The sequence below is a fragment of the Variovorax sp. GW823-FHT02B07 genome (genome assembly GCF_058797695.1).
The window spans coordinates 388,210-400,361 of sequence record NZ_JBXAJX010000004.1; the positions used below are offsets into that span (position 1 = coordinate 388,210).

The 12,152-nt window shown below is 64.4% G+C and carries 10 protein-coding genes; 7 read left to right on the top strand and 3 right to left on the bottom strand.

The features are described from left to right. Positions 1-31: 31 nt before the first annotated feature. Positions 32-1,597, bottom strand: a complete 1,566-nt coding sequence (gene ilvA / locus AC1RGU_RS22625; RefSeq protein ID WP_240531311.1) for a threonine ammonia-lyase, biosynthetic — start codon at positions 1,595-1,597, stop codon at positions 32-34. 73 nt (positions 1,598-1,670) lie between these two features. Between ilvA and AC1RGU_RS22630 the strand changes: the two genes are divergently transcribed. Next, the gene (locus tag AC1RGU_RS22630) at positions 1,671-2,801 is read left to right on the top strand and encodes a site-specific integrase (RefSeq protein ID WP_492697910.1); all 1,131 of its coding nucleotides are present in this window, start codon (positions 1,671-1,673) and stop codon (positions 2,799-2,801) included. 94 nt (positions 2,802-2,895) lie between these two features. Here AC1RGU_RS22630 and AC1RGU_RS22635 read toward each other — a convergent pair whose 3' ends face one another. Beyond that, entirely contained in the window at positions 2,896-4,176 is a 1,281-nt protein-coding gene (locus tag AC1RGU_RS22635; RefSeq protein ID WP_492698278.1) for a porin, read from the bottom strand. 272 nt (positions 4,177-4,448) lie between these two features. Here AC1RGU_RS22635 and AC1RGU_RS22640 point away from each other — a divergent pair, with 272 nt between their 5' ends. Continuing rightward, entirely contained in the window at positions 4,449-4,898 is a 450-nt protein-coding gene (locus tag AC1RGU_RS22640; RefSeq protein WP_062472691.1) for an OsmC family protein, read from the top strand. Positions 4,899-4,926: 28 nt separating this feature from the next. Here the strand turns inward: AC1RGU_RS22640 and coq7 are convergent, their stop codons facing one another. Further along, positions 4,927-5,556: a 2-polyprenyl-3-methyl-6-methoxy-1,4-benzoquinone monooxygenase gene (gene coq7, locus AC1RGU_RS22645; RefSeq protein ID WP_492697909.1), complete on the bottom strand. Its 630-nt coding sequence runs from the start codon at positions 5,554-5,556 to the stop codon at positions 4,927-4,929. A gap of 282 nt (positions 5,557-5,838) precedes the next feature. On the opposite strand from coq7, the gene AC1RGU_RS22650 reads away from it, so the two are divergent. The 5 genes from AC1RGU_RS22650 (at position 5,839) to AC1RGU_RS22670 (ending at position 12,131) form a co-directional block, all read left to right on the top strand. After that, positions 5,839-7,062 (top strand): porin, encoded by a 1,224-nt coding sequence (locus AC1RGU_RS22650; RefSeq protein WP_070094987.1) that lies wholly within the window; start codon positions 5,839-5,841, stop codon positions 7,060-7,062. 184 nt (positions 7,063-7,246) lie between these two features. Next, positions 7,247-8,227, top strand: a complete 981-nt coding sequence (locus AC1RGU_RS22655; protein WP_056573001.1) for an ABC transporter permease — start codon at positions 7,247-7,249, stop codon at positions 8,225-8,227. Between the two features lies 1 nt (position 8,228). Next, entirely contained in the window at positions 8,229-9,503 is a 1,275-nt protein-coding gene (locus AC1RGU_RS22660) for a M20 aminoacylase family protein (RefSeq protein WP_070060001.1), read from the top strand. A gap of 31 nt (positions 9,504-9,534) precedes the next feature. After that, the gene (locus AC1RGU_RS22665) at positions 9,535-11,115 is read left to right on the top strand and encodes an ABC transporter substrate-binding protein (RefSeq protein WP_070060000.1); all 1,581 of its coding nucleotides are present in this window, start codon (positions 9,535-9,537) and stop codon (positions 11,113-11,115) included. 104 nt (positions 11,116-11,219) lie between these two features. Beyond that, complete coding sequence (locus AC1RGU_RS22670) at positions 11,220-12,131, top strand: ABC transporter permease (RefSeq protein ID WP_095948286.1); 912 nt, start codon at positions 11,220-11,222, stop codon at positions 12,129-12,131. The last annotated feature ends 21 nt before the right edge of the window (positions 12,132-12,152 follow it).

Here is a 12,152-nt window from a genome sequence, read left to right on the forward strand (position 1 = left end):
CGGTCTTTTTCTTTCTCTTCTCTTCTTTGCGTCAGGCCTGAAGGAACAGGCGGTAGGCCGGGTTGGCCGTTTCCTCGACGCAGGGATAGCCCAGCGTTTCGAGGAAGCTGTCGAAGGCCGCCGACTCCTCGGCCGGCACCTGCAGGCCCACGAGGATGCGCCCGTAGTCGGCGCCCTGGTTGCGGTAATGGAACAGGCTGATGTTCCAGTTCGGCCGCATCAGGCTCAGGAACTTGAGCAGTGCACCCGGACGCTCGGGGAACACGAAACGCAGCAGGCGCTCGTCGTGCGCCAGCCCCGTGCGACCGCCCACCAGGTGGCGCAAGTGCTCCTTGGCGAGCTCGTCGTGCGTGAGGTCGAGCGCATCGAAGCCGTGTTCGATGAAGACCTTCGCGATGGTGGCCGACTCGCCGCGTGCAGAGGTCGTGAGGCCGACGAACACGTGGGCCTTGGCGGCATCGCTGATGCGGTAGTTGAACTCGGTCACGTTGCGCGGCGCGCCGCCGGCCGGCAGCTGGCTGATGAGTTCGCAAAAGCGACGGAAGCTGCCGCGCTCTTCGGGGATGGTCACCGCGAAAAGCGCCTCGCGTTCCTCGCCGACCTCGGCCCGCTCGGCCACGAAGCGCAGCCGGTCGAAGTTCATGTTGGCGCCGCACAGGATCGCCGCGTAGGTCTCGCCTTGGCGGCCATGCTCGGCGGCGTACTGCTTGATCGCCGCCACGGCCAGTGCGCCGGCCGGCTCGACGATGCTGCGCGTGTCGACGAAGACATCCTTGATGGCGGCGCACACCGCATCGGTGTCGACCGAGATGTAGCCGTCGACCAGGTTCTGCGCGATGCGGAAGGTTTCCTCGCCGACCAGCTTGACGGCCGTGCCGTCGGAGAACAGGCCGACGTCGGGCAGGTTCACGCGCTGGTGCGCGGCGACCGATTGCATCATCGCGTCGGAGTCGTTCATCTGGACGCCGATCACCTTGATCTCGGGCCGCACGGCCTTGATGTAGTTGGCCACGCCGGAGATGAGGCCACCGCCGCCGATCGCCACGAACACCGCATCGAGCGGACCCTGGTGCTGGCGCAGGATTTCCATCGCGATGGTGCCCTGGCCCGCGATGACGTCGGGGTCGTCGAAGGGATGGACGAAGGTCAGGTTCTGCTGCGTCTGCAATTCGAGCGCATGCAGGTAGGCGTCGGAATAGCTGTCGCCATGCAGCACGATCTCGCCGCCGAAACCACGCACCGCATCGATCTTCAATTGCGGCGTGGTCACGGGCATCACGATCACTGCGCGCGTGCCGAGCTTGCGCGCACCGAGCGCCACGCCTTGCGCGTGATTGCCGGCCGATGCGCAAATCACACCGCTCGCCAATTGCGCTTTGCTCAGGTGCGCCATCTTGTTATAGGCGCCGCGCAGTTTGAAACTGAATACGGGCTGCTGGTCCTCGCGCTTGAGCAACACGGTATTGCCAAGCCGCTCGCTGAGCGCGCGTGCCTTCTCCAGAGCGGACTCGACAGCCACGTCGTAGACCCGCGCATTGAGGATTTTTCTGAGATAGTCGGCGGGCGTTAACGCCGCAGTAACAGGTGCATTGCGCAAGATCTTTTCCAGGGAGTTTTCATTTGCTAACCATCAATCATAAGAGGCATCGGTATTGCATGCGGGGAATGGCATGGACACAAATGTCATAAACCTATTCCGCGAGGCTCCTGCTGCAAATGATTCCGGTTTTTTTGCGCGCACCTATCCCGCGATTCATACGCCCGCTAATTCACTAACAGTTGGGCAGAATTTGTTATCAGTTTCTGTCAGTGACCTTTCGAAGGGACTGATGCAGGCCGAGGCCGCGCGCGTGCAACGCGGCGAAATCGGACGGCCCACATGGCAGGTCATGGGCAACAGATTGCGTGCGCACATCGTTCCGTTGCTGGGCGATGTGCCGGTGGCTGTGTTCGCGACCGCAGACGTGCAGCGCCTGATCGATCACCTCGGCGAACAAGGCTTCACCAGCACGACGATCGCGCAATACCTCGTGTTGCTGCGCAAGGTGGTCATGCATGGCGTGCACGTCGGTGCGTTGCGCGAGGCCCCCGTGTTCCCGAAGGTCAAGGTGCGCAGCCAGCCGCGCGGCAGCTTCAGCGTGGCGGAGTACCGTGCGCTGATTGCGGCGGCGCGCAGCTTGCGCGGCCATTCGCACCCGGTGCTGGATCGGCTGACGGCCGGCGAACGTTTCTGGATCGCACGCGAATTGCTCGTCATGCCCGACGAGCTGCCGTGGCTGATCCGCTGGATGGTCAACACCTTCGTGCGTCCCAGCGACATCAAGCTCATGAAGCACAAGCACATCGAGGTGGTGCGAGGCAAGCATGTCTACCTGCGGATGAACCTGCCGGAGACCAAGCGGCACAGCCAGCCCATCGTGAGCCTGCGACCTGCCGTTCGTGTCTATGAATGCCTGGTCGCGTACCGCGAGACCCATGGTTTCGGCGGGGCGGAAGACTACATCTTCATGCCGCACCTGAAGAACCGCGAGCACGCGCTGGCGGTTCTCAATTTCTTCTTTCACTGGGTGCTCGAAAAGACCGGTCTCGAGAAAGGACCGCTGGGTCAGTCGAGGACGCTGTATTGCTTGCGCCATACGGCCATCACGTTGCGGCTCCTGTATGGGCAGGGGATCGACATGCTGACGCTGGCGCGCAATGCACGAACGAGTGTCAACATGGTCGAGCGTTTCTACGCATCGGTGCTGAGCGGAGAAATGAATGTGGGGCTGCTGCAGAGCAGGCGTGGCCGGATGAATTGAGGAAGGACAAAAAGCCGCCCGGCTTGAACCGGGCGGCTTGAGCGTTTGCAGATTCAAACTGGCGTGGGCCAGCATGTGAATCGACAGCGAACGATCAGAAGGCGTGACGGATGCCGAAGTCGTAGCCCGTCGAGGTCTTCGGCGTGAAGCCGTTCCCGGTGCCTTGGAAGCCCGGGCCGCCGACGGTCAGCGATGCGCCGTTCTTGTTGCTCACGCGAGCAACGGTGGCGTACAGGGCCGTGCGCTTCGACAGGTTGTGCACGTAGCCGATCGCCAGCTTGTTGGCCTTCTTGTCTGCGGGCAGCACTTCCCAGGGGTTGCGGGCAACCAGGTTCTCGTCGTACTTGACGCTCGAGTACGAAGCGCGGATCAGGCCAGCACCGACCGGCACGGTCACGCCGAGCAGGTAGCCGGTCAGGTCGATGTCCGGACGGCCGCCGAGGTACGGTTCGACTTCGTAGTCAACCTTGTTCTTGGCGCGCGACAGTTCACCGAACAGCTTCACGGGACCGAAGTCGTACGAAGCGCCCAGGTTCAGCGTGTTGACCTTGGTGGTCGTGCCGACGTAGAACTGGTCACCAACGGTGCTGCTGCCATAAGCCAGCGCAACATCCAGGGGGCCGTTGGCGTAGCCGAAGCGGCCACCGACATAGCGACCGGTGCGCGATGCGTTTTCCGTGAGGGGCGTTGCGGTGCCGGGGCTGTACTTGGTCTTCTCGTGGAAGCCGTACATCACCTGGCCGTAGAAACCACCCAGGTTCGGCGGCAGGAAGTAGCCGATGCTGTTGCCGGCGCGAACGTAGTTGCTGCCACCGGCATCGGGGAGCTGCGGAACGTTCTTGAGGGCATCGGGAAGCTTCTTGCCGTCGGCATAGCCGGTGAAACCGCCGAACGAGCCGTTGGCCGTCGAGACCAGGTTGGTGCCCACGCCGTTGGTGCCGAACGGATCGAACACGGTGTCGTTCCAGAACGTCGGGGTGTAGTCGCGGCCGAGGCGGACTTCACCGAACCCGCCCGACAGGCTCACGGTCGAACGGCGCGTGAATGTCGAGACGCCCGTCTGGCCGTCGTCGTTGCTGATCGGGGCCTCGAGCCAGAAGCTGGCGGCCAGGCCACCACCGAGGTCTTCCGTGCCACGGAAGCCCAGACGGCTGGAGTTGTAGCCCGAGTGGGCCAGTTCACGGCGGCTTGCCTTGATGCTGCCGCGGTTCAGGTAGAACGGGTTGTAGATGGGGAAGCCGAGCCTGTCGTACGTGACGCCATTGCCCAGGTCACGCGAGGTGGACGAGTAGCCGCTGATCGACGCGTCGACCACACCAAACAGCGTGACGGACGACTGAGCCGAGGCAACACCGGCAACAGCCAGGGCAGCCAGAGCAGCTGCCCTTCCGGGGCGGACGGCTAGAGTGGCGCCGCCGTCGGGACGCACAAAGAAAAAAGCCCCGAGTCTTGCGACTCGGGGCTAAATCCACCAATTGGAAGGGTGGAGGAGACAACTGGGTGCGCACCATGAAGTGCGCAGCAATGAAATAGAGTATACCCACCCTTTGTTGCGATGCAACAAGCAGGCGATGCTTTTCCCACACACAAGTTGATGTTTGGTGCGCATTTTTCCGCACGAATTCATCCCAATTGGAGCTGAACACCATGGAATGCACAGTAAGTTGGACCGGTGACGCAGGCACCCGATCGGCCATGGGCTTCGTGGCCGAGACCGGCAGCGGCCATGTCCTGATGATGGACGGCGCCCCGGACGCGGCCAAGCCCGAGAACGGCGGCCAGAACCTCGCAGCGCGGCCGATGGAGACCGTGCTCGCGGGCACGGGCGGTTGCACCGCCTACGACGTGGTGCTCATATTGAAGAGGGGGCGCCATCGCGTCGAGCGCTGCAGCGTCAAGCTGACCAGCGAGCGCGCCGAGAAGGACCCCAAGGTCTTCACGAAGATCCACATGCACTTCACCGTGGCGGGCAAGGGCATTCCGGCCACCGCCGTGGAGCGGGCGATCGCTCTCAGCCACGAAACCTATTGCTCCGCCAGCATCATGTTGGCGAAGACGGCGGAAATCACGACCAGCTTCGATCTGATCGAGACCTGAAACCCCCGTTGGATGGCGACCGAAGGCCCTAGATTCGGTGGGCGACGGTCGTCATGACCCGCGATGCCAGGCGCATCAGGGCCTTGGCCGGGGCCGGCAGTTCCGCGGCGCCCGCGTCGACGGCCTGAGTGGCGTGGCGGGCTTCGTCGATCTTCATCTGCTCGACCACGGCGCGGGACGCGTGATCGGTCGACGGCAGGCGGTCCAGGTGGCTTTCGAGGTGTGCCTCCACCTGCCGTTCGGTTTCGGCAACAAAGCCGAGGCTCAGGGGGTCACCCAGGCGTCCGGCAATCAGGCCAAGACCGAAGGCGCCTGCATACCAGAGTGGATTCAGGAGGGACGGGCGGGCGCCCAGGTCGTCCAGCCGCTGCCGGGTCCAGGCCAGGTGATCGGTTTCTTCATGCGCGGCTTCCAGGAAGTGCGCGCGCAACGCCGGGTCCCGCGCCACGGCGGCCTGGGCGGTGTACAGCGCCTGGGCACAGACTTCGCCGACATGGTTCACGCGCATCAGCGCACCGGCCTCGCGGCGCTCCGATTCGCTCAATTCACCTTGCGGCTGGATCGCGGGCGGAAGCGACCGGGTGGCGTGAGATCGGGCAAAAAGCGTGCGCAAAGCCGCATCGGCGGCTGTGAGGGCGGGGTCGAGCAGGGCGGTCATGGGTCTATTTGAACGCACCTGTCCGGCGATGCAAGGACAGCACATTTCGTTTCATATCGTGGCAAAACCACCCGTCTAAGTCCTTTGTTGCACGACTGCAACGAAACACGCGGGGCTTCCAAGATTTAGGGCGATTTGTTTTGCCCTGCCGCAGCGGCTCTGGTGCAATAGCATCAACTTCCCAAAAGGAGGTTGGCCCGGGGTCCGGTGGGAGCACAAAAGTGCCAGTCACGGTGAGCCCTTCGCACCGGAGCCCTATGTTTAACCTTGGAGAAACTTGCAATGAAAAAATCTCTAGTTGCTCTGGCTGCCCTGGCTGTTGCCGGTGTTGCCTCGGCTCAGTCGTCCGTCACGCTGTTTGGTGTGGTCGACGCGTCGATCAGCGGCTACTCGTCCACCTCGCGTGACCTGAACGGCGCCACCTTCCTGAACCCGTTCTACCTGAACCGTGGCAGCGTCAAGGTCAGCCGCACGGCTCTGGCTAACTCGGGTTACAACTCCAGCCGTCTGGGCTTCCGTGGTACGGAAGACCTGGGTGGTGGCCTGGCAGCCAGCTTCTGGCTCGAAGCCCCGATCACCAACGACGACGGCGCAACTGGCGTTTCGACGTTCGCTCGTCGCTCGACCGTGAGCCTGTCGGGTGGTTTCGGTGAAGTTCGTCTGGGCCGTGATTACACCCCGACGTTCTGGAACGACACCGTGTTCGATCCGTTCGGCACCAACGGCGTTGGCACCAACCTGATCTCGACGGCCAGCGGTTTCAACACCACCGGCGGTTCGGGTGGCTTTGGTGGCAATCCGAACTACGTTCGCGCCAGCAACACCATCGGCTACTTCCTGCCCCCGAACCTGGGCGGCTTCTACGGCCAAGTGCAGTACGGCTTCCACGAGAAGGACAAGTTCAGCCCTGGTACCGCTACGCCTAACGTCGCGAACAACTCGCGCACCGGCCGTTACGTCGGTGGCCGCTTCGGCTACGCCAACGGTCCTCTGGACGTTGCGCTGGCCTATGGCAGCAGCACCTCGGGTGACCAGTTCTACGCTGGCGTGACCAACAAGGTCAACACGCTGAACCTGGGCGCTTCGTACGACTTCGGTCCCGTGAAGCTGTTCGGTGAAGTGTCGCGCGTCAAGAACAAGGTCGACTACGAAGTCACCCCCTTCGTCGGCGCTACGCCTGACACCGACCTGACCGGCTACCTGCTCGGCGTGACCGTGCCCGTCGGTGCTGGCCTGATCCGCGCTTCGTACTCGAGCGTCAAGTACGACCTGAACCAGCCGCAAGTGCTGTTCCAGCCGCGTATCGCTGACCCGAAGGCTAACAAGCTGGCTATCGGCTACGTGCACAACCTGTCGAAGCGCACGGCTCTGTACGCTACCGTTGCTCGCGTGAGCAACAAGAACGGTGCAGCCCTGACCGTTGGCGGCCCGGCCTTCATCAACAGCGGTGTCTTCACCCCGAAGAACTCGACCGGCTACGACTTCGGTATCCGTCACGCTTTCTAATTTGATGCTGGCGCAAGCCAGCTTCGAATCGAAAGACTGAAAGCCACCCGGCGCAAGCCGGGTGGCTTTTTCTTTTGGCACGCGCCTGTTCTCACTCGTAAAAATTGCGCCTCCACCCCCGGGGAACCCCCGTGCGGGCACGCTGCTTGCACTGCTAGCATGCCGCGATCACTCTTGTTGCTGAATGACTGCCTTTGTACTGCGCCGCCTGATCCAGGCCGTGATCGTGATGATCGCGGTTGCGTTCATTGCCTTCCTCCTCTTTCAATATGTCGGCGACCCGGTCGTGTTCCTGCTGGGGCAGGATGCCAAGCCCGACCAGATCCGTGAAATGCGCGCCGCATTGGGGCTCGACCGACCCTTCTTCGTGCAGTTCTGGCACTTCCTCGTCAACGCCGCGCAAGGCGAATTCGGACTGAGCCTGCGCCAGGGCGCCAAGGTGTCGCGCCTGATCGGCGAGCGCTTCCCGGCCACGCTCGAACTCGCGCTCGTGGCCGCGGCCCTGGCCCTGTTCGTCGGCATTCCGATGGGCGTGTACACCGCCCTGCGCCGCGGCACCTTCATGAGCCAGGTGTTCATGACCGTCTCGCTGCTCGGCGTGTCGCTGCCCACCTTCCTGATCGGCATCCTGCTGATCCTCGTCTTCGCCGTGACGCTGGGCTGGTTCCCGAGCTTCGGGCGCGGCGACACGGTGCAGTTCGGCTGGTGGACCAGCGGGCTCTTCAAGGCCGACGGCTGGCACCACATCATCCTGCCGGCGGTGACGCTGGCGATCTTCCAGCTCACGCTGATCATGCGGCTGGTGCGCGCCGAGATGCTCGAGGTGCTGCGCACCGACTACATCAAGTTCGCGCGCGCACGGGGCCTGTCGAACCGCGCGATCCACTTCGGCCATGCGCTCAAGAACACGCTGGTGCCGGTCATGACGATCACCGGCCTGCAGCTCGGCGGCCTGATCGCCTTCGCGATCATCACGGAGTCGGTGTTCCAGTGGCCCGGCATGGGGCTGCTCTTCATCCAGGCCGTGACCTTCGCGGACATTCCGGTGATGGCCGCCTACCTGTGCCTGATCGCGCTGATCTTCGTGGTGATCAACCTCGTGGTCGACCTGTTGTACTTCGTGGTCGATCCGCGGCTGCGCGTGGGCAAGGCGGGAGGCCATTGAGGTGAGTGTCGCAACCGCTGCCGCAACGCCGCGCCTGCAGGCCTCCGGCCGGGCCTTCGCGCACATCGCCAGCTTCTACCCCGAGATCACGGCCTTTCGTCGCGACCTGCACGCCCACCCCGAGCTTGGCTTCGAAGAGGTCTACACGGCGGGCCGCGTGCGCGAAGCACTGCGGGCTTGCGGCGTGGACGAGATCCACGAGGGCATCGGCAAGACCGGCGTGGTCGGCGTCATCCGCGGCAAGTCGACGGCCAGCGGCCGCATGATCGGCCTGCGCGCCGACATGGACGCGCTGCCCATGCGCGAGGACAACGACTTCGGCTGGCGCTCCGCCAACGACGGCCTGATGCACGGCTGCGGCCACGACGGCCACACCGCCATGCTCGTCGGCGCCGCGCGCTACCTGGCCGAGACGCGCGACTTCGACGGCACCGCCGTGCTGATCTTCCAGCCCGGCGAAGAAGGCTTGGCCGGTGCGCGCGTGATGATCGAAGACGGCCTGTTCGACCGCTTCCCGGTGAACGCCGTCTACGCCATGCACAACTGGCCCGCGATGCCGGCCGGCACCGTCGGCATCAACCGCGGCGCGATGATGGCCGCGGCCGATCGCGTGACGATCGAGATCAAGGGCAAGGGCGGCCACGGCGCGCATGCCTACCAGACCATCGACCCCGTCGTGGTGGCCGCGCACATCATCACCGCGGCGCAGACCATCGTGTCGCGCAGCGTGCGTCCCATCGACGCGGCCGTCGTCAGCATCTGCGCCGTGCAGGCTGGCGACCTCGGCGCGATGAGCGTGATCCCGGGCGAGGCCACGCTGGTCGGCACCGTGCGCACCTTCAGCGCACGCGTGCAGGCGCAGGTCGAGCAGCGACTGAGCGAGCTGTGCACGGCCATTGCCACCGGCTTTGGCGCGACCGCGACGATCAAGTACGAACGCATCTACCCGGCCACGATCAACACCGCGCCCGAAGCGATGTTCGCGGCCGACGTGGCGCAGGCGCTGGTCGGCGCGAAGAACGTCGATCGCAACCTGGAGCCCAGCATGGGCGCCGAAGATTTTTCCTTCATGCTGCAGAAGAAGGCCGGTGCCTATCTGCGCATCGGCCAGGACGCCCGCAGTGGCGCCTTCCTGCACAACAGCCGTTACGACTTCAACGACGAGATCCTGCCGTTGGGCGCCGCACTGCATGCGGGCCTGATCGAGCAGGGCATGCCGCTGGCTGCTACCCGCAGCCTGCAGCCAGGGAAAGCCGCCGCCACCGCGGCGCCGTGATGTGTTCGATTTCAACCCGAGGAGTGTTCCCATGAGTTTCAAGAAGCAAGCGGCTGCGGTCGCTGTCCTGTGCGCCCTGGGCGCCGTCAGCATGGTCGCCAGCGCGCAGACCATCCGCATCGCGAACCAGGGCGACGCCCTGTCGCTCGACCCGCACTCGCTCAACGAGTCGCTGCAACTGAGCGTCACCGCCAACGTCTATGAAACTCTCGTGGGCCGCAACAAGGACCTGAGCCTGGCACCGCTGCTGGCCACGAGCTGGAAGCAGACCTCGCCGAACGTGTGGCGCTTCGAACTGCGCAAGGGCGTGGTGTTCCATGACGGCACGCCGTTCAGCGCCGACGACGTGGTGTTCAGCTTCGCGCGTGCGCAGGGCGACGGCTCCGACATGAAGGCCACGCTCAGCGAGATCAAGGCCGTGCGCAAGGTCGGCGACCTCGCCGTCGAAATCGAAACCAACGGCCCCTTCCCGATCCTGCCCGACGTGATCTCGCTCACCATGATCATGAGCAAGAAGTGGTGCGAGGAAAACCAGGCCACCAAGCCCGTCGACCGCCGCAAGGGCATCGAGAACACCGCTTCGTTCAAGGCCAACGGCACCGGCCCGTTCCGCGTGCGCGAGCGCCAGCCCAACGTGCGCACCGTGTTCACGCGCAACGGCACCTACTGGGGCAAGATCGACGGCAACGCGCAGGAGATCGTGTTCACGCCCATCGCCAACCCCGCCACGCGCGTGGCCGCGCTGGTCTCCGGCGAAGTCGACGTAATGGAGCCCGTGCCCGTGCAGGACATCGCGCGCATCAACGCCGCGCCCAACGCCCGCGTCATCACCGGCCCCGAGATGCGCACCATCTTCCTGGGCATGGACCAGAAGCGCGACGAGCTGCAGTACTCGAACGTGAAGGGCAAGAACCCGTTCAAGGACAAGCGCGTGCGCCAGGCCTTCTACCAGGCCATCGACATCGCCGGCATCCAGCGCACCGTGATGCGCGGCGCCTCCAAGCCCACCGCGCTGCTCGTCGGCCCGGGCATCAATGGCTGGACCGCCGACCAGGACAAGCGCTTGCCCTTCGACGTCGACGCCGCCAAGAAGCTGCTGACCGAAGCCGGCTACCCCAACGGCTTCGAAGTCTCGATGAACTGCCCGAACGACCGCTACGTCAACGACGGCCAGATCTGTCAGAGCGTGGCCGCCAACCTGGCCAAGATCGGCGTCAAGATCAACCTCGTGGCCGAGACCAAGGGCACCTACTTCCCGAAGATCCTGCGCCGCGACACCAGCTTCTACATGCTGGGCTGGACCCCGACCACCTACGACTCGCACAACGCGCTGAGCTCGCTCACCTCGTGTCCCGACGACAAGGGCACGGGCCAGTTCAACCTGGGCGCCTACTGCAATCCGAAGCTGGACGAGTTGACCAAGAAGATCCAGTCCGAGTCGGACAAGGCCAAGCGCAACGAGATGATCAAGGAAGCCTTCAAGGTCCACACCGACGACATCGGCCACCTGCCGCTGCATCAGCAGTCGCTGGCCTGGGGCGTGAGCAAGAAGGTCGAGCTGGTGCAGCTGGCCGACAACTTCATGTACTTCAAGTGGATGAGCATCAAGTAAGTCGACCGTGGGCCGCTGCCTGAGCGGCCCGACCATGGGCCCGCTTCTTGCGGGCCCATTCTTTTTTGCCTCACGATGAAAAATAACCCCCACGCGGCCCGGCGATGAAAAAAACCCTTGCTCGCTGGCTCGACAGCGATGTCGGCTACAGCTTCCGCACCTCGCCGGTGGCGATCGCCGCCGCCGTCATTGCGCTGGTGTGCGTCTTCTGTTCGGTGTTCGCCGGATGGGTGTCGCCGCACAACCCCTTCGACCTCGCCACCCTCGAACTCGGCGACGCCCGCCTGCCGCCGGCGTGGAGCGCTGAAGGCTCCACCAAATACATCCTCGGCACCGACGACCAGGGCCGCGACATTCTTTCGGCCGTGATCTACGGCGCCCGCATCTCGCTGATCGTCGGCGTGGTGTCGGTGGTGCTGTCGGTCGTCGTCGGCGTGGTGCTCGGCCTGCTGGCCGGCTTCTTCGGCGGCTGGCTCGACTCCTTCCTCATGCGCGTGTGCGACGTGATGCTGTCGTTCCCGCCCATCCTGGTCGCGCTGCTCATCGCCGGCGTCGGCCGCGCGCTCTTTCCGGGCGCGCACGAGTCGCTGGCCTTCGGCGTGCTGATCATCTCGATCTCGCTCACGGGCTGGGTGCAGTACGCGCGCACCGTGCGCGGCTCCACGCTGGTGGAGCGCAACAAGGAATACGTGCAGGCCGCGCGCGTCACTGGCGTGGCGCCGCTGCGCATCATGCTGCGCCACGTGCTGCCCAACGTGATGGGGCCGGTGATGGTGCTGGCCACCATCCAGGTCGCGACCGCGATCATCACCGAGGCCACGCTCTCGTTCCTGGGCGTCGGCGTGCCGCCGACCTCGCCTTCGCTGGGCACGCTCATCAGCATCGGCAACCAGTACCTGTTCTCGGGCGAATGGTGGATCACGGTGTTCCCGGGCCTGATGCTGGTGCTCATCGCACTCAGCGTGAACCTGCTCGGCGACTGGCTGCGCGACGCGCTCAATCCGCGCTTGCGCTGAACAGAAAAGGAGAACGCCCCC

Excerpts from the sequence above, each read along its gene's own strand:
- coq7 (WP_492697909.1), bottom strand. The coding sequence starts at position 5,556 with ATGACCGCCCTGCTCGACCCCGCCCTCACAGCCGCCGATGCGGCTTTG.
- AC1RGU_RS22655 (WP_056573001.1), top strand. The coding sequence starts at position 7,247 with ATGACTGCCTTTGTACTGCGCCGCCTGATCCAGGCCGTGATCGTGATG.
- AC1RGU_RS22650 (WP_070094987.1), top strand. The coding sequence starts at position 5,839 with ATGAAAAAATCTCTAGTTGCTCTGGCTGCCCTGGCTGTTGCCGGTGTT.
- AC1RGU_RS22630 (WP_492697910.1), top strand. The coding sequence starts at position 1,671 with ATGGACACAAATGTCATAAACCTATTCCGCGAGGCTCCTGCTGCAAAT.
- AC1RGU_RS22665 (WP_070060000.1), top strand. The coding sequence starts at position 9,535 with ATGAGTTTCAAGAAGCAAGCGGCTGCGGTCGCTGTCCTGTGCGCCCTG.
- AC1RGU_RS22640 (WP_062472691.1), top strand. The coding sequence starts at position 4,449 with ATGGAATGCACAGTAAGTTGGACCGGTGACGCAGGCACCCGATCGGCC.
- AC1RGU_RS22670 (WP_095948286.1), top strand. The coding sequence starts at position 11,220 with ATGAAAAAAACCCTTGCTCGCTGGCTCGACAGCGATGTCGGCTACAGC.